This is a genomic window from Bradyrhizobium sp. Leo114 (assembly GCF_055229415.2).
Window position 1 is genome coordinate 56,925 of the sequence record NZ_JBUYEN020000023.1, and the last position, 26,797, is coordinate 83,721.

Genomic DNA, 26,797 nt, shown 5'->3' on the forward strand with positions numbered 1-26,797 from the left:
GCGCTGAACAATCCGATGCCGTCGCTGCGCGACCTTCACCGTTATCCCGACGCCGCGCACCGCGGCCGGTATCCGGCATCCTGGCTTCCCCTTCCGGTCGTGTTGCTGTCGGCAACCCTTGCCACAGCCGCGATCGCGCAAACACCGCCGCAACAGCAACAGACCGCGGCAACCGCGCCTTCGCCCGATATCATCAAGCAGCGGGAGCAGGAGCTTGAGGCCGCCCGCGAACAGCAACGAAAAGCCACCGAGCTGCAGGAGAAATTGAAGGCCGACATTGCCGCGATCGGTCAGGACCGCAGCAAGCTCAACCAGCAGATCATCGACATTGCGGGCCAAGTGCGCGGCGTCGAAGGCCGGATCGTCGATGCGGAGGCGCGGCTGCGCCCGCTCGACGGCCGCGAGCAGGAGATCCGCGCCTCGCTCGATTCTCGCCGCGCCGAGATCATCGAGGTGCTGGCGGCGCTGCAACGTGCCGGCCGGCGCACGCCGCCGGCGCTCCTGGTGCGGCCAGAAGACGCACTGCAGTCGCTGCGGACCGCGATGCTGCTCGGTGCGGTCGTGCCTGAATTGCGGGGGCGCGCGGAAAAGCTGACCGCCGACCTCGGCGAGCTGGTTGCGCTGCGCAAAACCATCGCCAGCGAGCGCGATGCAATGGCGCGCGACCGCGACAAGCTCAGGGAAGACCAGGTCCGGCTCGCGGCGCTGGTCGAGGAGCGGCAACGCCAGCAGAGCGCGATCGAAAAGGACATGGCAGCGGAAGGCGCGCGGGCCATCGCCCTGTCCAAGCAGGTCGACGACCTGCAGGGCCTGATCGCCAAGATGGAACAGGATCTGAAGAGCGCCGCGAAAGCGGCCGCCACCGCCAACCTCCAGGGCACGCCCGCCGCCCCGAACGGCAAGCCAAATCTGGGCGCTTTGAAGGATTCGGCGCGGCTGAGGCCGGCGGTCGCCTTTGCCTCGGCCAAGGGCCTGTTCGCCTACCCTGTTAACGGTACCAGGATTCGTGATTTTGGCGGGTCTGACGGTGCTGGCGGCGTGCAAAAAGGCATTTCTTTGGCAGCGCTGCCCGGTGCCCAGGTCACAACCCCGTGTGACGGCTGGGTCGTCTATGCCGGACCCTTCCGAAGCTACGGTCAACTCTTGATCCTCAACGCCGGGGGCGGGTATCATGTTTTGATCGCCGGGATGGAGCGTATTTCGGTAAACATCGGCCAGTTTGTACTTACGGGGGAGCCGGTCGCGACCATGGGGTCTACGTCCCAGGTTGCCTCTATTTTCGCTACAAACGCGAGCCAACCCGTGCTCTACGTCGAGTTCCGTAAGGACGGCACTCCAATCGATCCAGGCCCATGGTGGGCCGCAAATGAAGGCGAAAAGGTTCGCGGATGATGCGCAAGACTTCTGTAGTTCTCCTCAGCGCCGCATGCGGTGCAGCGTTGACGCTGTTCGTTACCCAACCGCGCGCCGTGCTGATGGGATCAAGCGCGCGCGCCGCGACCTCGGATACCTACCGCCAGCTCAATCTGTTCGGCGACGTGTTCGAGCGCGTGCGCAGCGACTATGTCGAGAAGCCCGATGACAGCAAGCTCGTGGAATCCGCCATCAGCGGCATGCTGGCCGGGCTCGATCCGCACTCGAGCTACATGGACGCCAAGAGCTTCCGCGACATGCAGGTGCAGACGCGCGGCGAGTTCGGCGGCCTCGGCATCGAGGTCACGATGGAAGACGGGCTGATCAAGGTCGTCTCCCCGATCGACGATACCCCCGCGTCGAAGGCCGGCATCATGGCCAACGACATCATCACCACCCTCGACGACGAAGCCGTGCAGGGTCTGACCCTCAACCAGGCCGTCGAGAAGATGCGCGGGCCGGTGAACACCAAGATCCGGCTGAAGATCGTCCGCAAGGGCCAGGACAATCCGATCGAGGTCACGCTGGTGCGTGACAACATCCGCGTCCGCTCGGTGCGCGCCCGCGTCGAGGCCGACGACATCGCCTATATCCGCATCACCACCTTCAACGAGCAGACCACCGAGGGCCTGAAGAAGGAGATCGCCAATCTCTCTAACCAGATCGGCGACAAGTTGAAGGGCTACATCATCGATCTCCGCAACAATCCCGGCGGTCTGCTGGAGGAAGCCGTGACGGTCTCCGACGCCTTCCTGGAGCGCGGCGAGATCGTCTCGACCCGCGGCCGCAATGCCGAGGAAACCCAGCGCCGCGCCGCCCATGCGGGCGACCTGACCAAGGGCAAGCCGGTCATCGTGCTGATCAACGGCGGCTCGGCCTCGGCCTCGGAAATCGTCGCCGGCGCGTTGCAGGACCACAAGCGGGCGACGCTGGTCGGCACCCGCTCCTTCGGCAAGGGTTCGGTCCAGACCATCATCCCGCTCGGCAGCGGCAACGGCGCGTTGCGGCTGACCACCGCGCGCTACTACACGCCGTCAGGCAAATCGATCCAGGCCAAGGGCATCGTGCCGGATATCGAGGTGCTGCAGGATGTGCCGGATGAACTGAAGGCCCGCACCGACACCAAGGGTGAGGCCTCGCTGCGCGGCCATCTGAAATCCGACGGCGACGAGAAGACCGGCTCGCAGTCCTACGTGCCGCCGGACGCCAAGGACGACAAGGCACTCAAGCTGGCCGACGACCTCCTGCATGGCATCAAGTCCACCGCAAGCTCGGCGCCGCCGCCCGGCGGTGACAAGGCTGCGGTCGACAACAAGCCAGGCAGCAAGGCCGCGAACTGATCGGCCATCGCGAATTCAGACCAAGGGCGGCCCTTTCGGCCGCCCTTTTTATTTGGGAGCCCGTAGTCCCGTAGCCCGCGTGAAGCGCCAGCGTAACCCGGGACCGCTCGTAGACACGGATACAGCCCCCCGGGTTGCGCGGAGCCTGTCATCGGGCGCGCGTTCGCGCGACCCGTTGGCTTCACCCCGGGCTACGGGGTCCAGCCTTCCCCTTGAAGCGGCTGTGCTATCGTCGGCACATCTGATTCGGGGGGTTCATGGCAGAGGCGGCCGACGAACTGAGCGCACCGCTCGGACAGGAAACCGTGGCCAAAAAACGCCGGTTCCAGGTGCCGTTCACGGCCACGCAGGTGCTGGCGGTGATGCTCGGCCTGATCCTGGTCACTTTCGCCGGCATCGCCTTGTTCAACGATGATCCGCTCGGCGGCGAGCCGATCGCCCATATCGCCTTGCGCAAGGCGCCGATGGCGGAGGAAAAACCCGCAGCGGCCGGCCCTGCCGCCGAGCCCATGGCGAAATCGCCGCCCAGGCAGGCTGCCGGCGAGAGCAAGACGGTCACCATCATCGACGGCTCGAGCGGCGCGCGGCATGACGTCGTCGTCAGCGGCGATGCCGCCGACAAGGCCGAGTCCGACGCCGCGCCAGGGCCGATGGCCGGCGTAGACCAGCGCCTCCTGGAAAAATCGCGCTATGGCATGATCCCTGTGGTCGCCGACGGCTTGAGGCCGTTTACGGTCTATGCGGCCGATGCCGACCGCGCCAAGGCGGCAAAAACACCCGTGGTGGCGATCGTGGTCGGCGGGCTCGGCGTCGGCGCCGCCAAAACCACCGACGCCATCATGAAACTGCCGCCGGCGGTGACGCTAGCCTTCACGCCCTATGGCGCCGACCCGACCAAGCTTGCCGAACGGGCGCGTGCGCAGCGCCACGAGATCCTGCTGCAGGTCCCGATGGAGCCGTTCGACTACCCGGACAATGACCCGGGCCCCCAAACGCTGCTGACGACCCTGAACGCGGAACAGAATCTCGACCGGCTTTATTGGCACTTCAGCCGCATCCAGGGCTATGCCGGCATCGCCAATTTCATGGGCGCCCGTTTCGTGGCGACCGATCCGGTGATGCAGCCGATCATGCGTGAAGCAGCCAAGCGCGGCTTGAGCTATTTCGACGACGGCGCCACGCCACGCAGCGTCGCGGCCTCGCTCGCCGCCGGCCAGGCGCTGCCCTTTGCCAAGGCCGATTTCACCATCGATGCGGTTCCGACGTCGGTGGAGATCGACCGCGTGCTGGTCAAGCTCGAGACGCTCGCCAAGGAACGCGGCGTCGCGGTCGGCGTGGCCTCGGCGCTGCCGATTTCGATCGAGCGCCTCGCAGCCTGGACCAAGACGCTGGAGGCGCGCGGTATACTGCTTGTGCCATTGACAACCGCGATGCTGAAATCAAAATCGGGCTAGAACTTCAACCTGATGGCGCGACTTCGGACTTCCGGACCCGCCCGTCTTCCAGATCATGATCCGCCAGGTGAATCGGGTCATGGTCTCGTCTTTTTGTTGGAGCGTGATCTTCCCACGCGAACGCTTTACGTTTGTCGCGAGGGAGAAACGATTTCCGACTGGTTCCGGATCACGCTCTGGGAGTCCTGATCGAATGACGCGTTACGAGGAACTGCCCTACCGGACCTGCGTCGGCGTGATGCTGCTCAACCGAGACGGGCTGGTCTTTATCGGACGCCGCGCCGGCGGCATTGAGCATGTCGACGACACCCACATCTGGCAGATGCCGCAAGGCGGCGTGGATCCCGGTGAAGACGTCTGGGAAGCCGCCAAGCGCGAGCTCTACGAGGAGACCAGCGTCCGATCGGTCGAGAAACTCGGTGAGGTCGAGGACTGGCTGATCTACGATATTCCGCGCACGGTCGCAGGGCGCGCCTGGAAGGGCCGCTACCGCGGCCAGCGCCAGAAATGGTTCGCGGTTCGCTTCACCGGCAAGGACAATGAGATCGACGTGGAAAATCCCGGCGGCGGCCACAAGGCCGAGTTCTCGAACTGGCGCTGGGAGCCGATGAAGAATCTCCCCGAATTGATCGTGCCGTTCAAGCGGCCGGTGTATGAGCGCGTCGTGCAGGAGTTTTCCAGGCTCGCGGGCCGATAGGAATGTCCGAGGAAAAACTATACCGCCCCAATGTCGGGATCGCGCTGTTCAACACGTCCGGCCACGTGCTGATCGGCCACAGATTCAGGGACGATGGTCCGGAAATCATCCTTCCCGGGCTTGAATGGCAGATGCCGCAGGGCGGCATCGATGCTGGCGAGGAACCGCGCCAGACGGTGATGCGTGAACTCTGGGAGGAGACGGGCGCCGTTTCCGCCGACTATCTCGGCGAGACCGATTGGGTCACTTATGAATTCCCGCCCTACAATGGACCGCCGCATCGTCTCGGCAAATTCCACGGACAGCGGCAAAAATGGTTCGCGCTGCGATTCACCGGGCGCGACGAGGAAATCGACCCGCTGACACCGCGCAACGGACAACCGGCCGAATTCGACGCCTGGCGCTGGGAGCGGCTCGACCGCGTCCCGGATCTCGTCGTGCCGTTCCGCCGCGAAGTGTACCGGCATGTCGCCCGCAGCTTTGCCGCCTTTGCGCAAGCGCGCTGAGACCGGATTGCAGAACCTCACCTCGTCTAAAGCGCGATGAGATGAGGATGAATCATTATCGCGCTTTAGGTTATTGTTTGAGCATGATCTTTTCGGAAAACCGCTTCACACTTTTCCGGATCATGCGCTAGGTGAACGCATTACTCGGATAGCGGGAACTCGGCGACATCAAGGATGCTGCCGATGCCATGCCGCAAGCGGCGCACGGCGCTGTCTTCGCTCGCAAGACCGAACGCCAGCATGGAGCGTCCGGTCACGGCGTAGACGTGGCCGAACGGAAAGCTTGGCAGTTGCCCCTCCGGCTGGTTGGTGTCGATCAACCCCTGCCAGTGCTGTCCTTCCGGAACTTCCGGCAGCGTAAAGTTCACGACGTCATAATGGGCGTTGTAGATCAACAGCAGGGTCGCGTCCGATCCGCGACGTTTGATTCCGGTTTCCTGGGCGCGACCATCAAGCAGCATCCCGAAGCAGCGCACATTGCCGTCCTGCCACTGCTCGACGGTCATTTCTTCGCCCGACGGGGCAAGCCAGGTCACGTCCTTGACGTCGAGCTCCTCATTATGCGTGCCGATCAGGAAACGGCTCCGATAAAGGATCGGAAACGCCTTGCGCATCGCGATCAGCTTTCGCGTGAATTCGCGCAAGGCACGTCCTTCAGGCGATATCTTCATCCAATCGAGCCAGGTGGTCTCGTTGTCCTGCGCATAGGCGTTGTTGTTGCCCTTCTGGCTGTGACCGAATTCGTCGCCGGCGAGCAGCATCGGCGTGCCGTGCGACAGGACCATCGTGGCAAGGAAATTGCGCTTCTGCCGCTCGCGTAACGCGACAATCTCCGCATCCGATGTTGGACCTTCGACGCCGTGATTCCACGAGTGATTGTTGGAATGGCCGTCCTGGTTTTTCTCGCCATTGGCCTCGTTGTGCTTGTCGTTGTAGGAGACGAGATCGTTGAGGGTGAAGCCGTCATGGGCGGTGACGAAGTTGACGCTCGCCCACGGTTTGCGGCCGCGCTTGTTGAACAGGTCTCCCGACCCGGTAGTGCGCTTGACGAAATCAGCGACCTGCCCGGCGTCCCCTTTCCAGAAGCGTCGCGCCGTATCGCGGAATTTGTCGTTCCATTCCGCCCAGCCCGGCGCGAACTGGCCGACCTGGTAGCCGCCGGGGCCGATGTCCCATGGCTCCGCGATCAGCTTGACGCTGGAGAGCACCGGGTCCTGCCGACAGGCATCGAGGAAGCTGCCGCCTTCATCGAAGCCGTAGGGTTCGCGCGCGAGAATGGTGGCAAGATCGAAACGAAAGCCGTCGACGCGCATCTCCGTTGCCCAGTAGCGAAGAGAGTCGGCGACCATCTGCAGCACGCGCTGGTGCGATAGATTGATGGTGTTCCCGGTGCCGGTATCGTTGATGTAGTAGCGCTTCTGATCGGGCAGCAGCCGATAATAGTTCGCGTTATCAATGCCCTTGAAGGACAGCGTCGGTCCGAGTTCGTTGCCTTCGGCGGTGTGGTTATAGACCACGTCGAGGATCACCTCGATGCCGTGGGCATGGAACTGGTTGACCATCTCCTTGAACTCGGTCGCCAAGCCAGTCCGCAGGTAGCGCGGATCCGGAGCGAAGAAAGCGAGCGAGTTGTAGCCCCAATAATTGCGCAGGCCTCTGTCGACCAGATAGCTGTCGTCGACGAAAGCATGAATCGGCAACAGCTCCGCGCTGGTGACGCCGAGCGAGCGCAGATACGCCGATACGTTCGGGCAGGCGAGGCCCGCGAACGTGCCGCGATCGGCTTCCGGCACCAATGGATGCAGCTTGGTGAAGCCCTTCACATGCATCTCGTAGATGATGGTGCGCTCCCACGGCGTCGCGGGCTTGCGGTCACGTCCCCAGGTGAAAGCGGGATCGATCACCCGGCACTTCTGCACCAGATGGATATTGTCGCGGTCATCAAACGATTTGTCCTTGTCGGCATCGCCGATCTTGTAGCCGAACAGTTCGGGACCCCATTGCAACTGCCCGACCAATTGCCGGGCGTAAGGGTCGATCACCAGCTTGTTCGGATTGAAGCGATGGCCGGCATCGGGTTCATAGGGACCATGGACGCGATAGCCATAGACCAATCCTGGCCGCGCGGTCGGCAGATAGCCGTGCCAGACTTCGTCGGTATATTCGGGAAGCTCGATCCGCTCGACCTCGGTTTGGCCGGCGTCATCGAACAGGCATAGCTCCACCTTGGTGGCATGCGCTGAAAACAGCGCGAAGTTGACACCCAGGCCGTCCCAGGTGGCGCCCAGGGGAAACGGCCTGCCTTCGCGAACAGCGGAGCGCCGCAGCAACTGGGCTGCCTGCGCGAGCTCACGACCTGCGGCTGATCTATCCATCAGAAGGCCTGCCCTTCGGTGACATAAACGCCTGCACCTCACCATCGTTCCTCTGGTCGGGCGGCCCGGCTCACCCGATCTCCGCCGCCGGAACGGGTTCCCGGCCTCCTGGTCCTGTGACATCATGGAGCAGAGCAACCCTCTCGGCCCAGGCCGGACGGCCGAGGCCGCGCGGAAGGCCGCTTAGAGTACGATCCGGAAAAGCGGATACCGCTTTCCCGAAAATATCGATGCTCAGACAAGGACGAGAGAACGCAGTTGATCCATCAAGGGGAGAGGAGAAAACGTCATGGCCGCGAAAGACGTGAAGTTCTCAACCGAAGCCCGCGAGCGCATGTTGCGTGGTGTAGATCTGCTGGCGAATGCGGTCAGGGTGACGCTCGGACCGAAGGGCCGCAACGTCGTGCTGGAAAAATCCTTTGGAGCACCGCGCATCACCAAGGATGGCGTCACCGTCGCCAAGGAGATCGAGCTCGAGGACAAGTTCGAGAACATGGGCGCACAGATGGTGCGGGAAGTCGCGTCCAAAACCAGCGACATCGCGGGTGACGGCACAACCACCGCCACTGTGCTCGCACAGGCAATCGTCAGGGAGGGCGCCAAATCGGTCGCCGCTGGCATGAATCCTATGGACCTGAAGCGCGGCATCGACCTCGCGGTCGAAGCGATCGTCGCTGACCTCAAGACCCATGCCAGGAAGATCACCTCCAATGATGAGATCGCCCAGGTCGGCACCATCTCCGCCAACGGAGATGCCGAGATCGGCCGCTTCCTTGCCGATGCCATGCAAAAGGTCGGCAATGAAGGCGTGATCACGGTCGAGGAGGCGAAGAGTCTCAACACCGAGCTGGAAGTGGTCGAGGGCATGCAGTTCGACCGCGGCTATGTCTCGCCCTATTTCGTCACCAATGCGGAGAAGATGAAGGTCGAGCTCGAAGAGCCCTATGTCCTGACCAATGAGAAGAAGCTGACCACGCTGCAGTCGATGTTGCCGCTGCTGGAAGCGGTGGTGCAGTCCGGCAAGCCGCTGCTCATCGTCGCGGAGGACATCGAGGGCGAGGCGCTGGCGACGCTCGTCGTCAACAAGCTGCGCGGCGGCCTGAAGGTCGCCGCGGTGAAGGCGCCGGGTTTCGGCGATCGCCGCAAGGCGATGCTCGAGGATATCGCCATCCTCACCGGCGGCACCGCGATCTCCGAAGATCTCGGCATCAAGCTCGAGAATGTCACGCTGAACATGCTCGGCCGTGCCAAGAAGGTCGTGATCGAGAAGGAGAGCACGACCATCGTCGATGGCGCCGGCGCCAAGAAGGACATCGAGGCACGCACTGCCCAGATCAGGACGCAGATCGACGAAACCACTTCTGACTATGATCGCGAGAAGCTTCAGGAGCGGCTCGCCAAGCTCGCCGGCGGCGTCGCCGTGATCCGGGTCGGCGGCGCGACCGAAATCGAGGTGAAGGAGCGCAAGGACCGGGTCGAGGACGCGCTGCACGCCACCCGCGCAGCCGTCGAGGAAGGCATCCTTCCCGGCGGCGGCGTGGCGCTGCTGCGTGCCTTGAAGGCGCTGGACAAGATCAAGACCGCCAATGCCGACCAGAAGGCGGGCGTCGATATCGTCCGTCGTGCCTTGCAGATACCGGCGCGCCAGATCGTCGAGAATGCCGGCGAGGACGGTTCACTGGTGGTCGGCAAGCTCCTGGAGCGCGGCGACTACAATTGGGGCTTCAATGCCGCGACCGGCGAGTACGAGGACCTGGTGCGCGCCGGCGTGATCGATCCGGCGAAGGTGGTTCGCACCGCATTGCAGGACGCGGCATCCGTTGCCTCGCTCCTGATCACGACGGAAGCATTGGTCGCCGACAAGCCGAAGAAGTCCGAGCAGACGCCCACCCCGCCGCCGATGGACTTCTGATCGACAACAAGGGCGGCCCGCGGATAATGCCGCCGGTCGCCTTACGCGATTGGCGAACTTTCCTGAGTGGCCGGAAAATTTCGGACACCCCTCTTGAAAGTTCGCGCCGGTTTTCTAATTCGATTTTGCCGCCAAGAAAGGTGGTGCCGGATGCCAGCTTGGGTCCGGCGAACTGGGCGGCGGACAGTGTCCGACGCTCCTTCGTATCCATCTTGCTCTGAGGAGGACTTGGTTATGAGGACCTTTGACTTCTCGCCCCTGTGGCGCTCCACAGTCGGCTTTGACCATCTTGCGGATTTGCTCGATGCGAGCCTACGGCAGTCCGCCGACGACAACTATCCCCCTTACAATATCGAGCGGTCCGGCGAGGACAGCTATCGGATCTCGCTGGCAGTTGCCGGCTTTGGCGTGAATGACATCACCGTCACCGCCGAGCAGGACATGCTCACGATCGAAGGCAGGAAACCTGAGGGACCGGCGCGCGATTATCTCTACCAGGGCATCGCCGCGCGACCGTTCCGGCGGGTATTCAGCCTCGCTGACCATGTGCAGGTTAGGCAGGCCTCCATCAAGGATGGCCTCTTGATCGTCGATCTCGTCCGCGAGGTGCCGGAATCGATGAAGCCGCGACGCATCCCGATCGCGGGTACGGGCTCCCAAGCAATCGAGCAGAAGCAGGCGGCCTGACTTTGCCTGATGCTTGACGAGGCCACGCGTGGGCCAAGCCGCCCGCGCGGGAGATCGTAGCTGAGACAAGGAGGATAAGATGGCTTTTCGTGATCTCATTCCCTGGTCGAAGAACCAGGAGCTTGCGCCGACGCGCGAGAATTTCGATCCTTTCATCACGCTTCACCGCGAGATGAACCGGCTGTTCGACGACGTGTTCCGCGGTTTCGGCTCCTTCGGTCCCATCAGCAGCCCGCTGTTGGAAGGCCGCTTCGGTTGGCCGAAGATCGAGCTCAGCGAAACCGACAAGGAGCTTACCGTCTCCGCAGAGCTTCCGGGCATGACGGAGAAGGACGTTCAGGTCGAGATCGCCAATGGCGTGCTGACGCTCCGGGGCGAGAAGAAAGCCGAGCGGACGGACAACGGAAAGTACTTCTCCGAACGCTACTACGGCGCGTTCGAGCGGCGGATCGCCCTTGATGGTGTTGCCGAAGACAAGGCGCAGGCTTCCTTCCGCGACGGCGTATTGACGATCACGCTGCCGAAATCGGAGGAAGCGCGCGAGAGCGTCAAACGCATCCCGATCGGCAAGCAATAACATGAAAGGCGGCGCGTCCGGCGCCGCCTTTCAACTCAAACGGTGTCCTTGGAAAGGAGCGTAAAGGAGACACTTCGATGAGCGAGACCAGTGTTAGCGCCGCCACACCCCCCCTCTTCCACCCCGCCGCCCATTGCGACTCACCCGCCCAGGTCCTGGCGGACCCGCGGCTATCCCGATCCGAGAAGCGCGTCATCCTATCGTCCTGGGCATCCGACATGTTCGCGGTGGAATCCAGCCCCAGCCTGCGCGACATCCCGGGGATCGACCACAGCATTCGCCTGGCCGATATCCTTTCCGCGCCGCGGCAGCTAGATGACGACGACGATCCGCCGCCACGCGGCGGCGCTGCGCTGCCGCGGCCTTCGCGAACCAATCTCTCCCATGAGGCCCCGCCTTGTTGACGCCAACTATTTTGGCTTTGGCATGGGTCAATCAGGCGTCCGCGCTGCTGGTGATGCCATGGTTCGCATGGCAGCGGGATTTGCTTTCTCGCGACATCTTGCGCGCCGGATTCCAGCTGGACCGATAGAGAGAGCGGACGTGAAGCGAGCAATATCGACTGCATTCGGCGCCGTGCTCGGCGCGCTCATCATGATCGTGCCGGCGGCAGGTCAGGTCCCGAATCTGAAAACCGGGGGCACGGTGCCGACGCTGGCGCCCCTGGTACGCGAAGTGACTCCCGCGGTCGTCAATATCTCCGTGCATGGCAAAATCCGCGAGGACAACCCGCTTTATCGCGATCCGCTGTTCCGCGAATTCTTCGATGTGCCGAAGCAACTCGAGAAGGAGATCAGCGCAACCGGCTCCGGCGTCATCGTCGACGGTGAGCGGGGCTACATCCTGACCAACAATCACGTGGTGGATCAGGTCTCGGCGGTCCAGATCACAACCAAGGACGGTCGTCAGTTCTCTGCCAAGGTAATGGGCCGCGATCCCGCGACCGATATCGCGGTCCTGAAAATCCACTCCCCGACCGCACTCAAGGCGATTGCACTGGGCGACAGCGATGCGCTTGAAGTCGGCGATTTCGTCATTGCCGTCGGCAATCCCTTCGGCCTCGGCCAGACCGTGACATCGGGGCTTGTAAGCGCGCTCGGCCGCACCGGGCTGGGCAAACAGGGCTATGAGGATTTCATCCAGACCGACGCCGCGATCAACCCCGGCAACTCCGGCGGCGCGCTGATCAATCTGAAGGGCGAACTGATCGGCATCAACTCGGCGATCATTTCGCCGGCCGGCGGCAATGTCGGCATCGGCTTTGCGATCCCGATCAACATGGCACGCCGCGTGATGGACCAGATCGTCGAGAACGGCAAGGTCGTGCGCGGCCGGATCGGTGTCTCGCTGCAGGATATGCATCCCTCGACGGACGGCGGGCGCAGCGAGGGGGCCAGGATCGCCGACATCAGTCCGGGATCGCCTGCGGAGGCCGCCGGTCTGCGCAAGGGCGATGTCGTGCTGCGAGCCGACGATCGTCCGATCCGCAGCGCTGCGCAGCTCCGTAACCGTGTCGGCCTCGCTCGCATCGGGGAGCAGGTCAGGCTGACAATCGAGCGCGGCGGCGGGACCCAGAATGTCACGGTCGCAGTGGCGCCGATGGTGGACGCCAATGCTGCGGTTTCAAGCAGGACGCAGCGCCGTTAGAGCGTTTTCGAGCGAAGTGGATACCGATTCGCGTGAAGAACGCGTCAAAACAAGAATCTAGAGCTTCGGTTCTGATCCAATCAGAACCGAAGCTCTAAGCCCGCGCAATGTTTGGAATTCGGCATCCAAAAACCCTCGTCCGCCACGATGTGACAGACGAAGGTCGTTCAAGTTTTTGTTCGGCCCCGGCGCGGTGCACCGGGGCCTAGTGCATAGCCGTCGCGTTGAGGATGTTCTCGATGCTCTTGAAGTGGTCGAGCCGCTCGATCTCGCGGTCGAGCTCCGAGCCGTGCTTCTCTTTCAGGTTCTCTTCCATCTCCGCGATGGTTTCCCTGAACTCGGCGCGATCGACTTCCTGGATCGAGGTCGCGACATCAGCGAGCACGGTCAGGCGATTGTCGGAGACCTCGGCAAGACCGCCGAGCACCACCATCTTCTGATGCGCCCCGCCGGTCGTGATGGTCAGGATACCCGGACGGATCGCCGCCACGACCGGTGCGTGACCGGCGAGCACGCCGAAATCACCTTCCACGCCGGGAACATCGACCTGATCGACCTCGCCGGAGAAAGCGAGCGCTTCGGGGGAGACGAGGTCGAAGTGGAAGGTGGCCATGGTCTTTCCGTTCTTTCCGCTGTCACCCGCGGGCGTGACCCGCGGGTCCATCGATCAAAGAGTTCTGCCTTGATGGAGTGCCGGGCCAAGCCCGGCAATGACGAGTGTGCTCAAGCTGCTTCGGCAGCCAGCTTCTTGCCCTTCTCGACCGCCTCTTCGATGGTGCCGACCATGTAGAAGGCAGCCTCCGGCAGGTGGTCGTACTTGCCTTCGCACAAGCCGCGGAAGCCCTTGATGGTGTCGGCGAGCTCGACGAACTTGCCCGGCGAACCGGTGAAGACTTCGGCGACATGGAAGGGCTGCGACAGGAAGCGCTCGATCTTGCGGGCGCGAGCCACCGTCAGCTTGTCCTCTTCCGAAAGCTCGTCCATGCCGAGGATGGCGATGATGTCCTGCAGCGACTTATAGCGCTGCAGCACCTGCTGCACCATGCGCGCAGTGTTGTAATGCTCCTCGCCGACGACCAGCGGCGACAGCATGCGGGAGGTCGAGTCGAGCGGGTCCACCGCCGGATAGATGCCCTTCTCCGAGATCGCACGCGACAGCACGGTGGTGGCGTCCAAGTGGGCGAAGGAGGTCGCCGGCGCCGGGTCGGTCAGGTCGTCGGCCGGCACGTAGATCGCCTGCACCGAAGTGATCGAGCCCTTCTGGGTGGTGGTGATGCGCTCCTGCAGCGCGCCCATGTCGGTCGCAAGCGTCGGCTGGTAACCCACCGCCGACGGGATGCGGCCGAGCAGCGCCGACACTTCGGAGCCGGCCTGCGTGAAGCGGAAGATGTTGTCGACGAAGAACAGCACGTCCTGACCCTGGTCGCGGAAGTGCTCGGCCACCGTGAGGCCGGTGAGGCCGACGCGCGCGCGTGCGCCCGGCGGTTCGTTCATCTGGCCGAACACGAGCGCGCATTTCGACTGTACGCTCGGATCGGGATTGCGCGGGTCCGCGTTGACCTTGGACTCGATGAACTCGTGATAGAGGTCATTGCCTTCGCGGGTACGCTCGCCGACGCCGGCGAACACCGAGTAACCGCCGTGCGCTTTCGCAACGTTATTGATCAGTTCCTGAATCAGCACGGTCTTGCCGACGCCGGCGCCGCCGAACAGGCCGATCTTGCCGCCCTTGGCGTAAGGCGCGAGCAAATCGACGACCTTGATGCCGGTGACGAGAATTTCCGCCTCGGTGGACTGGTCGGTATAGGTCGGCGCTTCCTGGTGGATCGCGCGAACGCCTTCGGCCTTGATCGGGCCGGCCTCGTCGATCGGCTCGCCGATGACGTTGATGATGCGGCCGAGCGTACCGACGCCGACCGGCACCCGGATCGGCTCGCCGGTATCGGTCACTTCCTGGCCGCGCACCAGACCCTCGGTCGTATCCATCGCGATCGTCCGCACGGTGGATTCGCCGAGATGCTGCGCCACCTCGAGCACGAGACGGCTGCCGCCGTTCTTGGTTTCCAGCGAGTTGAGAATCGCCGGCAGGTGGCCCTCGAACTGGACGTCGACGACGGCGCCCATAACCTGGGTGACGCGACCGATCTGGTTGGCTGCTGTAGCCATTTACTCTGTCTCCTTCGATCCGAATTTCCAGATCATGATCCGACGGGTCGGATCATGATCGCATCTTTTTTTGCGCATGATCTCTTCGGAAAACCGGTCCCCACTTTTCCGGATCATGCTTTAAACCACGGTCAGCTTGACCGGGATATTACCTTTGGTGGCCTTCGAATACGGGCACACCGTGTGAGCTTCCTCGACCAGCGCCTGGACCTTGGCCTTATCAGCGCCTGGGATTGAAACCTTGAGTTCGACGGCGAGCGAAAAGCCGCCATCGGTATTGAGCGTCACGTCGGCCGTGACCTTTGCCGCCTGGCCGTCGACGCCATGGTTCTTGGCGACCACGAGGATGGCCTGGCCAAAGCAGGCCGAATAGCCCAGCGCAAAAAGCTGCTCGGGATTGTGGCCATCGCCGGCGCCGCCCAATTCCTTCGGCAGCGCCATTGCGAGCGCCAGCCCGCCGTTGTCGAGCACGGAGCGGCCGTTGCGTCCGCCCTTGGTGGTAGCCGATGTGACGTAAGCCATTTCGCGCTCCCTTGGTTAGACCGCCTCGGCGCCGGAAATGATTTCGATCAGTTCCTTGGTGATCATCGCCTGACGGGTTCGGTTGTAGACCAGCGTCTGCTTGCGGATCATTTCACCGGCGTTGCGCGTCGCGTTGTCCATCGCGCTCATCTGCGCGCCGTAGAACGAGGCGTTGTTTTCCAGGAGTGCACGGAATACCTGCACGGCGAGGTTGCGCGGCAACAGGCTGGTGAGGATCTCGTCCTCCTCCGGCTCGTACTCGTAGGCGGTCGCCGGACCGCCGTTTCCGGCCGGCGTTTCCACCACCAGCGGAATGACCTGCTGCGCGGTCGGGACTTGCGCGATCACCGATTTGAATTGTGAATAGAACAGCGTGCAGACGTCGAATTCGCTGGCATCGAAGCGCGCCAACACTTTCTTGGCGATGTCCTCGGCATTGACGAAGCCGAGCTGCCGCACCGCACGCAGGTCGACATGCTCGACGATCTGCCGTTCGAACAGGCGGCGAAGCTGCTCATAGCCCTTGCGGCCGACGCAGAAGAATTTGACTTCCTTGCCCTGACCGAGCAGCGACAGCGCGTGCTCACGCGCCAATCGCACGATCGCGGAGTTGAATGCACCGCAAAGGCCACGTTCGCCGGTGCAGACCAGGAGCAGATGCACCTGGTCCCTGCCCGTCCCGGCGAGCAGCGCCGGCGCGCCGGGCGAGCCTGCGGCGGCGCTGGCGATATTGCCGATCACGGCGCCCATCTTGTCTGCATAGGGCCGAGCGGCCTCGGCAGCGGTCTGCGCGCGGCGCAGCTTTGACGCCGCCACCATCTGCATGGCCTTGGTGATCTTCTGCGTCGCCTTGGTCGAGGCGATGCGGACCCGCATGTCTTTTAGTGACGCCATTCTTCGTCCACCCCGGCGATCCGATCGAGCGATCCGACCGCTAGCCTATCCCATTGTTCTGCCCGGCGCCTGCGCCGGGCATCCGCTTCTCGTCGGCCGGGAGCCGCAGGCGCGAAGACCAGCTCCGCACCCTTGTCCGGCCGCGACGACGTTTAGGCAAACGTCTTGGCGAAACCTTCGACCACGTTCTTCAGCTTGGCGGCAACGTCGTCGTTGAGGTCGCGGCTATCGCGGATCGCGTCGAGGATGTCGGCATTCTTGCCACGCAGCAGCGACAGCAGGCCATCCTCGAAGGCGCGCACCTTGTTGAGCGGCAGCGGATCGAGATAGCCGTTGGTGCCGGCCCAGATCACGCAGACCTGTTCTTCCATCTTCAACGGCGAGAACTGCGGCTGCTTCAACAGCTCGGTCAGGCGCGAGCCGCGGTTGAGCAGGCGCTGGGTCGAGGCGTCGAGGTCGGAGCCGAACTGCGCGAACGCCGCCATTTCGCGGTACTGCGCGAGCTCGCCCTTGATCTTGCCGGCGACCTTCTTCATCGCCTTGGTCTGCGCCGACGATCCGACGCGCGACACCGACAGACCGACGTTCACCGCGGGACGGATGCCCTGGAAGAACAGGTCGGTTTCCAGGAAGATCTGACCGTCGGTAATCGAGATCACGTTGGTCGGGATGTAGGCCGACACGTCGTTGGCCTGGGTTTCGATCACCGGCAGCGCGGTCAGCGAGCCCAAACCGTGCTCCTTGTTGAGCTTGGCGGCGCGCTCGAGCAGGCGGGAGTGCAGATAGAACACGTCGCCCGGATAGGCTTCGCGGCCCGGCGGGCGGCGCAGCAGCAGCGACATCTGGCGATAGGCGACGGCCTGCTTCGACAGGTCGTCATAGATGATGACGGCGTGCATGCCGTTGTCACGGAAAAATTCGCCCATCGTGCAGGCGGTGAACGGCGCGATGTACTGCATCGGCGCTGGATCGGACGCGGTGGCCGCGACGACGATCGAATATTCCAGCGCGCCCTGCTCTTCCAGCACCTTCACGAACTGGGCAACGGTGGAACGCTTCTGGCCGATCGCGACGTAGACGCAATACAGCTTGATATTCTCGTCCGGCTGCGCGTTGAGCGGCTTCTGATTGAGAATGGTGTCGAGCGCGATCGCGGTCTTGCCGGTCTGACGGTCGCCGATGATCAACTCGCGCTGGCCGCGGCCGATCGGGATCAGCGCATCGATCGCCTTGAGGCCGGTCGCCATCGGCTCGTTCACCGACTTACGCGGAATGATGCCGGGCGCCTTGACGTCAACGCGCATGCGCTTGTCAGCCTGGATCGGACCCTTGCCATCGATCGGATTACCGAGCGCATCGACGACGCGGCCGAGCAGGCCCTTGCCGACCGGCGTGTCGACGATGGCGCGGGTGCGCTTGACGGTCTGACCTTCCTTGATCTCGCGGTCGGCGCCGAAGATCACGATGCCGACGTTATCGGTTTCGAGGTTGAGCGCCATGCCGCGGGTGCCGTTCTCGAACTCGACCATTTCACCGGCCTGGACATTGTCCAGCCCGTAGACGCGGGCGATACCGTCACCGACCGACAGCACCTGGCCGACTTCGGTGACCTCGGCCTCCTGGCCGAAATTCTTGATCTGGTCCTTGAGGATCGCGGAAATTTCCGCGGCGCGGATGTCCATCAGCCTGCCTCTTTCATCGCGTGCTTGATCGAATTGAGTTTGGTGCGAAGCGAGCTATCCACCATGCGGCTACCGACCTTGACCACAAGGCCGCCGATGATGGAGGGATCGATCTTCACGTTGAGCGCGACGTCCTTGCCCGTCACCGACTTCAGTGCGGCCTTCAGCGCGTCGAGATTCTTGTCATTGAGCGCTTCCGCGACGGTGACTTCGGCGGTCGCCTCGCCCTTGAAGTTCGCCACCAGCGCGTTGTAGGCGCGGATCACGTCCGCGACCGCAAACAAGCGGCGATTGGAGGTGAGCACTTTCAGGAACTTGGCGGTGATGCCGGAGATACCGGCCTTGTCGAGCACCGCGGAGAGCGCCTTCAATTGCGCTTCGGCGGAAAACACCGGGCTGCGAACGAGGCGCTTCAGATCTGCGCTCTCATCTAGAAGGGCATTGAATTTATCGAGATCGGACTTCACGGCATCGACGGACTTTTCGTCGCGAGCCAGATCGAACAGGGCCGTTGCGTAACGACCGGCAACTCCCGAAACGGACGGATCTTCAGCAGCCACAGACGCGCTCTTTTTTGCTGTCAAATTCGCAAGGGAAAAACCGTCGCCGCTGCAGCGGCGCCTAGCGATCCAAGCCCTTGGAATTCAAGCGGGACTTCGATTTTCGACCGACACGCGGAGTGCCGGGATCGTTAAAATCGCGGCTTTGCTAGCATGGCAGGCGCGCAGGTGCAACACGACGTCACATCTAGGTGATGCCTTGCCGCACGGCCGCAACGAAGCGCCGCGAGGACCTTGCCGAGCAAAATTCTGCGCGCAGGAATTTTCACCGCCAAGCAGGAAGACCGCCGATCGTTCCATTGGCAATCGCAGACCAGGCCGCAGTTCCCGCGACGGAACAAAACCGCCGCTCGCTCTCCATTTCGTGATTACTTGCGGAAACCTTTCCTAGACGTAAATTAAACAGTATTCGTAAGTATTACGACGGTTAAAGTTTGGTTAAATCTAAAGAATAGCTGAAGCTGTCCGGCAGCACTCCGGCAGTAACAAGATATTTCAGTCTGATACATTCCGAATTTACTGCCCAATTCATGCCTCATTGCGAAATCACACGGCCTTGGTCGACGAAGGGACGGGGGTTCCATTTGCCACGTATGTGGCAATACTGTTTGAGGGTCTTGAATGTTGAAATACAAGAAGCCGGCTCGGGGCAACGCAACCCGGCCGTCGCGCGCGGCGCTGGCTGTCGTCGCCGCAACTTTCCTGGTTGGTGGAAGCATCACCGAAGCGTCGGCTAAATCCCGGCACCACCATCATCGCCATCACCATCACCAGGCCCGTGCCGCAACCGACGCGGCGTCGCGCGATGCCAATGCGGCGTTTGCGCCCAGCACCGGCGGGCGGAGCTTCTCGGGCATGGCGTCCTTTTACGGCAACGAGTCCGGCAGCCGCACCGCGTCCGGTCAGCGCTTCAACCAGAACGCCATGACCGCGGCCCACCGCAGCCTGCCGTTCGGCACCAAGCTGCGCGTGACCCATGGCGGCCGCAGCGTGGTCGTCACCATCAACGACCGCGGCCCGTTCATCCGTGGCCGCGTGCTTGATCTCTCCACGGGCGCCGCCCGTGCCATCGGCCTGACTGGTGCCGGCGTCGGCCGTGTCACCGCCGAGGTCGTCTCCTAAAGGCGCCCTTCAGGCGCCGTTTCCGACCAGTTTCGGTAAGCGTTGCGTAGAGTACGGCCGCGGAACTTTCCGCGCACCGATGAGAGCCTGCCGTCAGAAATGACGGCAGGCTTTTTCATGAGTTCGCCGCCGTCATTCCGGGGCACGCGTAGCGTGAGCCCGGAATCCATCGCGCCACCTGCGCGCGCGGTCCGATGGATTCCGGGCTCGCGACTTCGTCGCGCCCCGGAATGACGGCGAGAGGGCTACAAAAAGCTCTGCGGATCGACGTCGACCTCGAGCTTGAGGTTGCCCGTGGTCTTCGGCCCGGCCGCCAGCCATTCGCGCAAGTACTGCGACAGATCGACCGAACGCAGCGACTTCACCAGCAGGCGGAAGCGGTAGCGGCCCTTGATGACCGCAAGCGGCGCCTCCGCCGGGCCGAGCACCTGGATGCGCTCGTCGAGCGGCGCGACCGAGGCCAGCTTGCGCCCAAAGCCTTCCGCCGTGGGCCGGTCGCCCGCCGAGATGATCAGGCTCGCCAATCGCCCGAATGGCGGATAGCCGGTGCGCTCGCGCGATTCGATCTCGCTGGCGTAGAACGCCTCGCGGTCGCTCGCGACCAGCGCCTTCATCACGGGATGCTCGGGCTGATGGGTCTGCAGATACCCGACGCCGCGGCCCTGCTCGCGGCCGGCGCGCCCGATCACCTGGTTGAGGAGCTGGAACGTGCGCTCGGCCGCACGCGGATCGCCATTGCCGAGGCCGAGATCGGCATCGACCACGCCGACCAGATTGAGGCGCGGGAAGTTGTGGCCTTTCGCCACAAGCTGCGTGCCGATGATGATGTCGACCCGGCCTTCGGCGATCTCGTTCAGTTCGCTGCGCATGGTCTCGATCGAGGTGATGAGGTCGCTGGAGAGCACCATGGTGCGCGCGCCGGGAAACAGCGCCGCAGCCTCTTCCTGCAGCCGCTCCACGCCCGGGCCGACCGCCACCAGCGATTCCTCCGCCGCGCAATGTGGGCAGATGTTCGGGCGCGGCATCGAGAAACCGCAATGGTGGCAGACCAGGCGCTGGCGGAAGCGGTGATCGACCAGCCAGGCATCGCAGATGGTGCAGGCAAAGCGGTGTCCGCAGGCGCGGCACAGCGTCAGCGGCGCATAGCCGCGGCGATTGAGGAATAAAAGCGCCTGCTCGCGCCGTTCCACCGCGTAGCGGATCTGCTCGGCGAGCCGCGGCGAGATGAAGCGGCCACGCGAGGGCGGCTCGCGCCGCAAATCGATGGCCTCGATCTGCGGCATGTGCTGGCCGCCGAAGCGCGAAGGCAGCGCAATGCGCTGATAACGCCCCTTGCGCGCATTGACCTCGCTTTCGATTGATGGCGTGGCGGAGGCGAGCACGATCGGGATCTTGGCGATATGCGCGCGCACCACGGCCATGTCGCGGGCATGGTAATGCGCGCCATCGTCCTGCTTATAGGCCTGGTCGTGCTCTTCATCGACGATGATGAGCCCGAGATCGGCATAGGGCAGGAACAGCGCCGAGCGCGCGCCGACCACCACCGGCGCCTCGCCGCCCGAGATCGCCGCCCAATTGCGGGCGCGGGTGCGCGGCGAGAGCTCGGAATGCCATTCCAGCGGACGCACGCCAAAGCGCTGCGCGAAGCGATCGAGGAACTGGCCAGTCAGCGCGATCTCCGGCATCAGGATCAACGACTGCCTGTTACGGCGGATATTTTCGGCGATCGCCTCGAAATAGACCTCGGTCTTGCCCGATCCTGTGACGCCATCGAGCAGGGCCACATGAAAACTGCCGCTCGCCGCCAGCGTCCGCATCGCATCGGCGGCGGCGCGTTGCTGGCCCGAGAAGTCCGGCTGCGCGCAATCCGGATCGGGCATGGGCGGCGCTGGTGGCGGCGGCATCGGCTCGACCGTCAGCGTGCCCTCATCGACGAGGCCGTCGATCACGCCACTGCTCACGCCGGCTTCCCTCGCCGCTTCCGACTTGCCATGCAAGAGGCGGTCGGAGAGCAATTCGATCACCCGATGCCGCGCCGGCGTCATTCGCCGCGGCGGCTCGCCAACCAGCCGTACGCCCAGGCGCATCCGCTCGGGGCCGAGATTTTCGCCCATGCGCAGCGTCATCCGCAGCACCATGCCGCGGGCGGACAGCGTGTAATTGGCCACCCAATCGACGAGCGCGCGCAGCTCCGGTTTCAGCGGCGGCACGTCGAGCTTCTCGCTGACATCCTTCAGCCGGTTGTGCAGCCGCGGATCGGGCTTGGCGTTTTCCGCCCAGACCACCGCCATCACCTCGCGCGCACCGAGCGGTACCGCGACGACATCGCCGGCCTTCAGATCCATGCCGCGCGGCACGCGATAGGAATAGGTCTGGTCGAGCGCGACCGGGACCAGTACATCGACCATGGAGGTCGGCGTGAGCGAGGAAGCGTGGCTGCGCGCGGTGTCCATTCAGGAGATCGTAAGTTCCGATTGCAGGTGAGGGTAGAGCCGCTGGCGCAAGTTAGCGAACGGTAAACGAAAGCGATGCGATATAATGGCTTAAACCATCGCCTCCAAGATCGCCTCCAAGACAGGTCCGTCAAGACAGGTCCATAAGACAGGTCCATGGCCAAAGCGCTTCCCGCCGTTCCCGTGATCGAACTCGACTGCGCCGACGAAACCGTCACGCAGGAGATGGCGCACTGGCTATCGCATCTGCGTGCCGAACGGCGATTGTCGCCGAAAACGCTGGAGGCCTATGCCCGCGACGTCCGCCAATGCCTCGCCTTTCTTGCCCAGCACTGGGGCACGCGGGTAACGCTGCAAGGTTTTGCGGCCCTCGAGGCCACCGATATCAGGGCGTTCATGGCGATGCGCCGCGCCGACGATGTCGCCGGACGCTCGCTGATGCGGGCCCTGGCTGGCCTGCGCTCGTTCGGCCGATTCCTCGAGCGCGAAGGCAAGGGCAAGGTCGGCGCCCTCTCCGCGATCCGCGCGCCCAAGGTTGCAAAGAGCCTGCCGAAGCCGATCCACGTGGCGGCGGCAAAACGCTTCGCCGATGCCGACGAGCGCGCCGGCGAGGAACGCGAGACCTGGATCCTGGTACGTGATGCGGCGGTGATGGCACTGCTCTATGGCTCGGGCCTGCGCATCTCCGAGGCGCTCGGCTTGAAACGTCGCGACGTGCCGAAACCCGGCGAAGGCGACGTACTGGTCGTGACCGGCAAAGGCAACAAGACCCGCATGGTGCCGGTGCTGCAAAACGTGTTGCAGCTCATTGCCGACTACGCGGCGACCTGCCCGCATCCGCTGCCGCCCACCGGCCCGATGTTCGTCGGCGCCCGCGGCGGCCCGTTGAGCCCGCGCATCATCCAGCTCGCCATGGAGCGGCTGCGCGGCGCGCTCGGCCTGCCCGACAGCGCCACCCCGCACGCGCTGCGGCATTCGTTCGCGACCCACCTGCTCAGCCGCGGCGGCGATTTGCGCGCGATCCAGGAATTGCTCGGCCACGCTTCGCTCTCGACCACGCAAATCTATACCGGCATCGATTCGGAACGACTGCTCGAGGTCTATCGCTCCGCGCATCCGCGGGGCTGACTTCGCTCACGTATTGACGCGTTTTTCCTCGTGTGAGGGGCGATGCCGGGTTCATCCTGACACGCTCACGTCACATCCGCTTGGCACTTGCGTAAGCGATGTCGTTTCGGCAATCGTGACGGCGGGTCATATCGGAGAGGGGAATCATGAGCGCACATGAGAGTATGGAGCATGCGGAGCACGCCGAGCATGCATCCGGCGAGAACAAGAAGATCGCGCTGTTGATTGCCGTGATCGCGCTGTTCCTGGCGCTCTCGGAGACGCTGGGCAAGGGGGCGCAGACCGAATCGATCAGCAAGAACGTCGAGGCGTCGAACCTGTGGGCGTTTTTCCAGGCCAAGAGCATCCGCCGCACCGCGGTGCAGACGGCCGCCGAGCAGGGCAAGCTGACCCTTGCCACCACCACAGACGATGCCATCAGGGCGACGATTCAAAAGCAGCTCGATGACTGGCAGAAAACGGCAGCGCGCTATCGCTCCGAACCCGAGACCGGCGAAGGCACCGAGCAGCTCGCCGAACGCGCCAAACATGCCGAGCACCAGCGCGACGAAGCGACGGCAAAATACCACCACTTCGAGATCGCCTCCGCCGCCTTCCAGATCGCGATCGTGCTGGCATCGGCGACCATCATCACAGGCATCATCGCGCTGGCCTGGATTTCAGGCCTGCTGACGCTCGCCGGCATCGTCATCGCCGCGCTGGGCCTGTACTCGCCGCATCTGCTGCATCTGCATTGAGTCACTAACTGCCGCGCCGACTTCACCTCTCCCGAAGGGAGAGGTGAACCGAGCCCGCGGCTAGGGTTTGCGACGAGTCGTCACCGCGCTTGCTGTACGCTCCTGCGGAAGCGGGCGATCAGCCGGATCGTTCGCGCCGACCAGCCGTTACCGTCGCCGCGCAGGGTCTCCACGATGCGCAGCTTGATCGGATCGATCAGCGCGACGGCTTTCGCGCGCATCCTCAGCACGAAATCATAGAGCGCCTCGAACCAGCGCATCTCCAGAAGCTTCGGGCGGGTCACGTCGAAGATAAAAGCGGTGACGCCGACGCCGAGAAACTTCGCGAACAGGAGGGTGCCGATCGCGCTCAGCCAATGTTCGTGGGCGAGCAGCCAAAGGCCGACCAGCTTGAGCGGAAACAACGGGATCACCGGCACGATGAACACGATCAGCGTCATTGCCGGCGACAACGAATCGACCCGATCGGCAAGCCACTGCTTGAACGCGCGCAGCGGGATCAGCGCCACCACGCGCGCCACGATCGGCTCGAGGTGATCCCAAAGCCACGCCTCGATCAGGAAGATGATCGCAAGCAGGACCCAGAAAGGCTGAAGCAGGCGGCGCAGCATCTGTTGTCTCGACCCCGGCCAGATTTTACCTTCGAGCATAATCCTTTACGGACCCTGCTCAGGCCGGGCGTCGATCACATATGGATGGCCCGCTTGCCGACCGCAAGCGCAGCTTCCTTGATCGCCTCGGAGCGGGTCGGATGGGCGTGGCAGGTGCGCGCCAGATCCTCGGCGGAGCCGCCGAATTCCATGAGAACCGCGGCTTCATGGATCATTTCGCCGGCTTCGCGGCCGATGATGTGCACGCCAAGCACCCGATCGGTCTTCGCATCTGCGAGAATCTTGACGAATCCTTCCGTGGTCTGGTTGACCTTGGAGCGGCCGTTGGCGGTGAACGGAAATTTCCCGACGGTATAGGCAATGCCGGCCTGCTTGAGCTCTTCCTCGGTCTTGCCGACGGAAGAAACTTCCGGCGTGGTATACACGACTCCTGGGATAACATCGTAGTTCACATGGCCGGCCTGGCCTGCGATGATCTCGGCAACCGCCACGCCTTCATCTTCGGCCTTGTGCGCCAGCATCGGCCCGGCAACGACGTCGCCGATCGCATAGATGCCTTTCACGGTGGTCGCGAAATGCGGGTCGATCTGCACCCGGCCGCGATTGTCGAGCGCGACGCCGGCTTCCTTCAGGCCGAGGCCATCGGTAAAGGGCACGCGGCCGATCGCAACCAGTACCACGTCGGCTTCGATCGTTTCCGAAGCCCCGCCCGCGGCGGGCTCGACCTTGGCCAATAGAGTCTTGCCCGAGGTATCCACGGCGGTCACCTTGGTGCCGAGCTTGAACGCAAAGCCCTGCTTTTCAAGGATGCGCTGGAACTGCTTGGCGATCTCGCCATCCATGCCGGGCAGGATGCGGTCGAGGAATTCGACCACCATGACCTCCGCGCCGAGGCGCTTCCACACCGAGCCGAGTTCGAGTCCGATCACGCCCGCACCGATGATCAAGAGCCTTTCCGGCACCTTCTCCAGCGACAGCGCGCCGGTTGACGACACGACGCGCTTTTCGTCGATCTCGATGCCCTTCAGCCGCGCGATATCGGAGCCGGTGGCAATGACGATGTTCTTGGTCTCGACCGTCTGCGTGCTGCCATTGGCGGAGACCTCGACCTTGCCCGCGCCAAGAATCTTGCCAGCGCCCTTCAGCACGTCGATCTTGTTCTTCTTCATCAGGAAGTCGACGCCCTTGACGTTGCCGTCGATGCCCTGCTGCTTGAAGTTCATCATCGATGGCAGATCGAGTTTCGGCGCCGATACGCTGACGCCCATCTTGGCGAAGGAATGCGCGGCTTCCTCGAACATCTCGGAGGCGTGCAACAGTGCCTTGGACGGCATGCAGCCAACGTTGAGGCAGGTGCCGCCAAGCGTCGGGTTCTTCTCGACCACCGCGACCTTCATGCCAAGTTGCGCCGCGCGCACCGCGCAGACATATCCACCGGGCCCGGTGCCGATGACGACGAGATCATAAGAAGCCATTTCGAAGATCCTGCTGCTGAAGTCCGTGACAGGTATTAGCGGCCGCCTGAGACATCAAGGATGGCGCTTGTCACATATGAAGCCTCGTCCGACATTAGCCAGACGATGGCGTTGGCGATTTCCTCCGCGGTGCCGACGCGCTTCATCGGCACCATGTGAGCGAGACGATGGGCACGATCGGGCTCACCGCCGGAGGCGTGGATTTCGGTATCGATCAGGCCCGGGCGGATCCCGGCGACGCGGATGCCTTCGGCCGCGACTTCATGACCAAGGCCGATGGTGAAGGAGTCGATCGCGCCTTTCGAGGCGGCGTAGTCAACGTAAGTGTTGGGCGAGCCGAGCTTGGCCGCGACCGACGACAGGTTGACAATGACGCCGCCCTGTCCGCCATTGCGTGTCGACATTCGCTTCACCGCCTCGCGCGCGCACAGAATGCTGCCGGTGACGTTGACCGCCATCATGCGCTCGATGCGCTCGGCCGACATGTCCTCGACCCGGATCGACGGACCGACGATGCCGGCATTGTTGACGAGCGCGCCGAGCGCGCCGAATTCGTCGGCCGCCTTGAACAGCGCAAGAATGTCGGCCTCGCTGCCGACATCGCATTTCACCGCGATCGCCTTGCCGTTGCTGGCCTCGATTGCGGAGACGACTTCGTTGGCCGCCGCCTGGTTGCTGGCGTAGCCGACAACGACGCGAAAGCCTCGCGCCGCCGCGGCGATGGCGGTAGCGCGACCGATGCCGCGGCTGCCGCCGGTGATGACAACGACCTTGTCCGTCACATTCGCCCCTGAACGTTCATGCGACACCGGTCACGACGCCCGAGAAAGTCGGGCGCC

General features: G+C 63.5%; 24 protein-coding genes. 13 read left to right on the top strand and 11 right to left on the bottom strand.

Annotation, left to right across the window (positions count from 1 at the left end; translation table 11 throughout):
- Positions 1 to 15 precede the first annotated feature (15 nt).
- The 5 genes from ACZIRK_RS26145 (at position 16) to ACZIRK_RS26165 (ending at position 5,410) form a co-directional block, all read left to right on the top strand.
- Positions 16 to 1,392, top strand: coding sequence for a murein hydrolase activator EnvC family protein (locus tag ACZIRK_RS26145; protein WP_463328380.1), 1,377 nt, complete (start codon positions 16 to 18; stop codon positions 1,390 to 1,392).
- A complete protein-coding gene (locus ACZIRK_RS26150; protein WP_028166264.1) occupies positions 1,389 to 2,753 on the top strand; it encodes a S41 family peptidase in 1,365 nt (454 codons plus the stop codon). Before ACZIRK_RS26145 ends, ACZIRK_RS26150 begins: the two co-directional genes overlap by 4 nt.
- Positions 2,754 to 3,010: 257 nt before the next feature.
- The gene (locus tag ACZIRK_RS26155) at positions 3,011 to 4,207 is read left to right on the top strand and encodes a divergent polysaccharide deacetylase family protein (RefSeq protein ID WP_130225354.1); all 1,197 of its coding nucleotides are present in this window, start codon (positions 3,011 to 3,013) and stop codon (positions 4,205 to 4,207) included.
- A gap of 193 nt (positions 4,208 to 4,400) precedes the next feature.
- Positions 4,401 to 4,904, top strand: coding sequence for an RNA pyrophosphohydrolase (locus ACZIRK_RS26160; RefSeq protein ID WP_130225353.1), 504 nt, complete (start codon positions 4,401 to 4,403; stop codon positions 4,902 to 4,904).
- Positions 4,905 to 4,906: 2 nt separating this feature from the next.
- Positions 4,907 to 5,410: an RNA pyrophosphohydrolase gene (locus ACZIRK_RS26165; RefSeq protein WP_130225352.1), complete on the top strand. Its 504-nt coding sequence runs from the start codon at positions 4,907 to 4,909 to the stop codon at positions 5,408 to 5,410.
- Positions 5,411 to 5,550: 140 nt separating this feature from the next.
- On the opposite strand, the gene glgX is transcribed toward ACZIRK_RS26165, so the two are convergent.
- Positions 5,551 to 7,785 (bottom strand): glycogen debranching protein GlgX, encoded by a 2,235-nt coding sequence (gene glgX / locus ACZIRK_RS26170; RefSeq protein ID WP_130225351.1) that lies wholly within the window; start codon positions 7,783 to 7,785, stop codon positions 5,551 to 5,553.
- Between the two features lie 289 nt (positions 7,786 to 8,074).
- On the opposite strand from glgX, the gene groL reads away from it, so the two are divergent.
- The 5 genes from groL to ACZIRK_RS26195 all read left to right on the top strand — a co-directional run bounded on the left by groL (position 8,075) and on the right by ACZIRK_RS26195 (position 12,608).
- A complete protein-coding gene (groL, locus tag ACZIRK_RS26175) occupies positions 8,075 to 9,697 on the top strand; it encodes a chaperonin GroEL (RefSeq protein WP_028166259.1) in 1,623 nt (540 codons plus the stop codon).
- 234 nt (positions 9,698 to 9,931) lie between these two features.
- Complete coding sequence (locus tag ACZIRK_RS26180) at positions 9,932 to 10,384, top strand: Hsp20 family protein (RefSeq protein ID WP_130225350.1); 453 nt, start codon at positions 9,932 to 9,934, stop codon at positions 10,382 to 10,384.
- Positions 10,385 to 10,463: 79 nt separating this feature from the next.
- A complete protein-coding gene (locus ACZIRK_RS26185) occupies positions 10,464 to 10,961 on the top strand; it encodes an Hsp20/alpha crystallin family protein (protein ID WP_130225349.1) in 498 nt (165 codons plus the stop codon).
- A 77-nt stretch (positions 10,962 to 11,038) separates the two neighbouring features.
- The gene (locus ACZIRK_RS26190; protein WP_130225348.1) at positions 11,039 to 11,365 is read left to right on the top strand and encodes a hypothetical protein; all 327 of its coding nucleotides are present in this window, start codon (positions 11,039 to 11,041) and stop codon (positions 11,363 to 11,365) included.
- A 190-nt stretch (positions 11,366 to 11,555) separates the two neighbouring features.
- On the top strand, positions 11,556 to 12,608 hold the full coding sequence (locus tag ACZIRK_RS26195; protein WP_463328381.1) for a trypsin-like peptidase domain-containing protein: 1,053 nt from the start codon (positions 11,556 to 11,558) through the stop codon (positions 12,606 to 12,608).
- Between the two features lie 205 nt (positions 12,609 to 12,813).
- On the opposite strand, the gene ACZIRK_RS26200 is transcribed toward ACZIRK_RS26195, so the two are convergent.
- The 6 genes from ACZIRK_RS26200 to ACZIRK_RS26225 form a co-directional block, all read right to left on the bottom strand.
- Positions 12,814 to 13,221, bottom strand: a complete 408-nt coding sequence (locus tag ACZIRK_RS26200; protein ID WP_130225347.1) for a F0F1 ATP synthase subunit epsilon — start codon at positions 13,219 to 13,221, stop codon at positions 12,814 to 12,816.
- Between the two features lie 110 nt (positions 13,222 to 13,331).
- Positions 13,332 to 14,774 (bottom strand): F0F1 ATP synthase subunit beta, encoded by a 1,443-nt coding sequence (gene atpD, locus ACZIRK_RS26205; protein ID WP_028166254.1) that lies wholly within the window; start codon positions 14,772 to 14,774, stop codon positions 13,332 to 13,334.
- A 120-nt stretch (positions 14,775 to 14,894) separates the two neighbouring features.
- Positions 14,895 to 15,296 (bottom strand): organic hydroperoxide resistance protein, encoded by a 402-nt coding sequence (locus ACZIRK_RS26210; protein WP_028166253.1) that lies wholly within the window; start codon positions 15,294 to 15,296, stop codon positions 14,895 to 14,897.
- 15 nt (positions 15,297 to 15,311) lie between these two features.
- Entirely contained in the window at positions 15,312 to 16,190 is an 879-nt protein-coding gene (locus ACZIRK_RS26215; protein ID WP_028166252.1) for a F0F1 ATP synthase subunit gamma, read from the bottom strand.
- A gap of 152 nt (positions 16,191 to 16,342) precedes the next feature.
- On the bottom strand, positions 16,343 to 17,872 hold the full coding sequence (gene atpA, locus ACZIRK_RS26220) for a F0F1 ATP synthase subunit alpha (RefSeq protein ID WP_130225346.1): 1,530 nt from the start codon (positions 17,870 to 17,872) through the stop codon (positions 16,343 to 16,345).
- Complete coding sequence (locus ACZIRK_RS26225) at positions 17,872 to 18,432, bottom strand: F0F1 ATP synthase subunit delta (RefSeq protein WP_130225345.1); 561 nt, start codon at positions 18,430 to 18,432, stop codon at positions 17,872 to 17,874. The genes atpA and ACZIRK_RS26225 overlap by 1 nt, the downstream gene beginning before the upstream one ends.
- Positions 18,433 to 19,053: 621 nt before the next feature.
- On the opposite strand from ACZIRK_RS26225, the gene ACZIRK_RS26230 reads away from it, so the two are divergent.
- Positions 19,054 to 19,554: a septal ring lytic transglycosylase RlpA family protein gene (locus ACZIRK_RS26230; RefSeq protein WP_130225344.1), complete on the top strand. Its 501-nt coding sequence runs from the start codon at positions 19,054 to 19,056 to the stop codon at positions 19,552 to 19,554.
- Positions 19,555 to 19,799: 245 nt separating this feature from the next.
- On the opposite strand, the gene ACZIRK_RS26235 is transcribed toward ACZIRK_RS26230, so the two are convergent.
- A complete protein-coding gene (locus ACZIRK_RS26235) occupies positions 19,800 to 22,007 on the bottom strand; it encodes a primosomal protein N' (RefSeq protein ID WP_130225343.1) in 2,208 nt (735 codons plus the stop codon).
- Between the two features lie 156 nt (positions 22,008 to 22,163).
- Between ACZIRK_RS26235 and ACZIRK_RS26240 the strand changes: the two genes are divergently transcribed.
- Complete coding sequence (locus tag ACZIRK_RS26240) at positions 22,164 to 23,135, top strand: tyrosine recombinase XerC (RefSeq protein ID WP_208829777.1); 972 nt, start codon at positions 22,164 to 22,166, stop codon at positions 23,133 to 23,135.
- Positions 23,136 to 23,281: 146 nt separating this feature from the next.
- Positions 23,282 to 23,872 (top strand): DUF4337 domain-containing protein, encoded by a 591-nt coding sequence (locus ACZIRK_RS26245; RefSeq protein WP_130231554.1) that lies wholly within the window; start codon positions 23,282 to 23,284, stop codon positions 23,870 to 23,872.
- 80 nt (positions 23,873 to 23,952) lie between these two features.
- Here ACZIRK_RS26245 and ACZIRK_RS26250 read toward each other — a convergent pair whose 3' ends face one another.
- The 3 genes from ACZIRK_RS26250 to ACZIRK_RS26260 form a co-directional block, all read right to left on the bottom strand.
- Positions 23,953 to 24,483, bottom strand: coding sequence for a hypothetical protein (locus tag ACZIRK_RS26250; RefSeq protein WP_130231552.1), 531 nt, complete (start codon positions 24,481 to 24,483; stop codon positions 23,953 to 23,955).
- Between the two features lie 74 nt (positions 24,484 to 24,557).
- Positions 24,558 to 25,958, bottom strand: coding sequence for a dihydrolipoyl dehydrogenase (gene lpdA, locus ACZIRK_RS26255; RefSeq protein ID WP_463328372.1), 1,401 nt, complete (start codon positions 25,956 to 25,958; stop codon positions 24,558 to 24,560).
- A gap of 35 nt (positions 25,959 to 25,993) precedes the next feature.
- Positions 25,994 to 26,740, bottom strand: coding sequence for an SDR family oxidoreductase (locus ACZIRK_RS26260; RefSeq protein WP_130231550.1), 747 nt, complete (start codon positions 26,738 to 26,740; stop codon positions 25,994 to 25,996).
- Positions 26,741 to 26,797 lie beyond the last annotated feature (57 nt).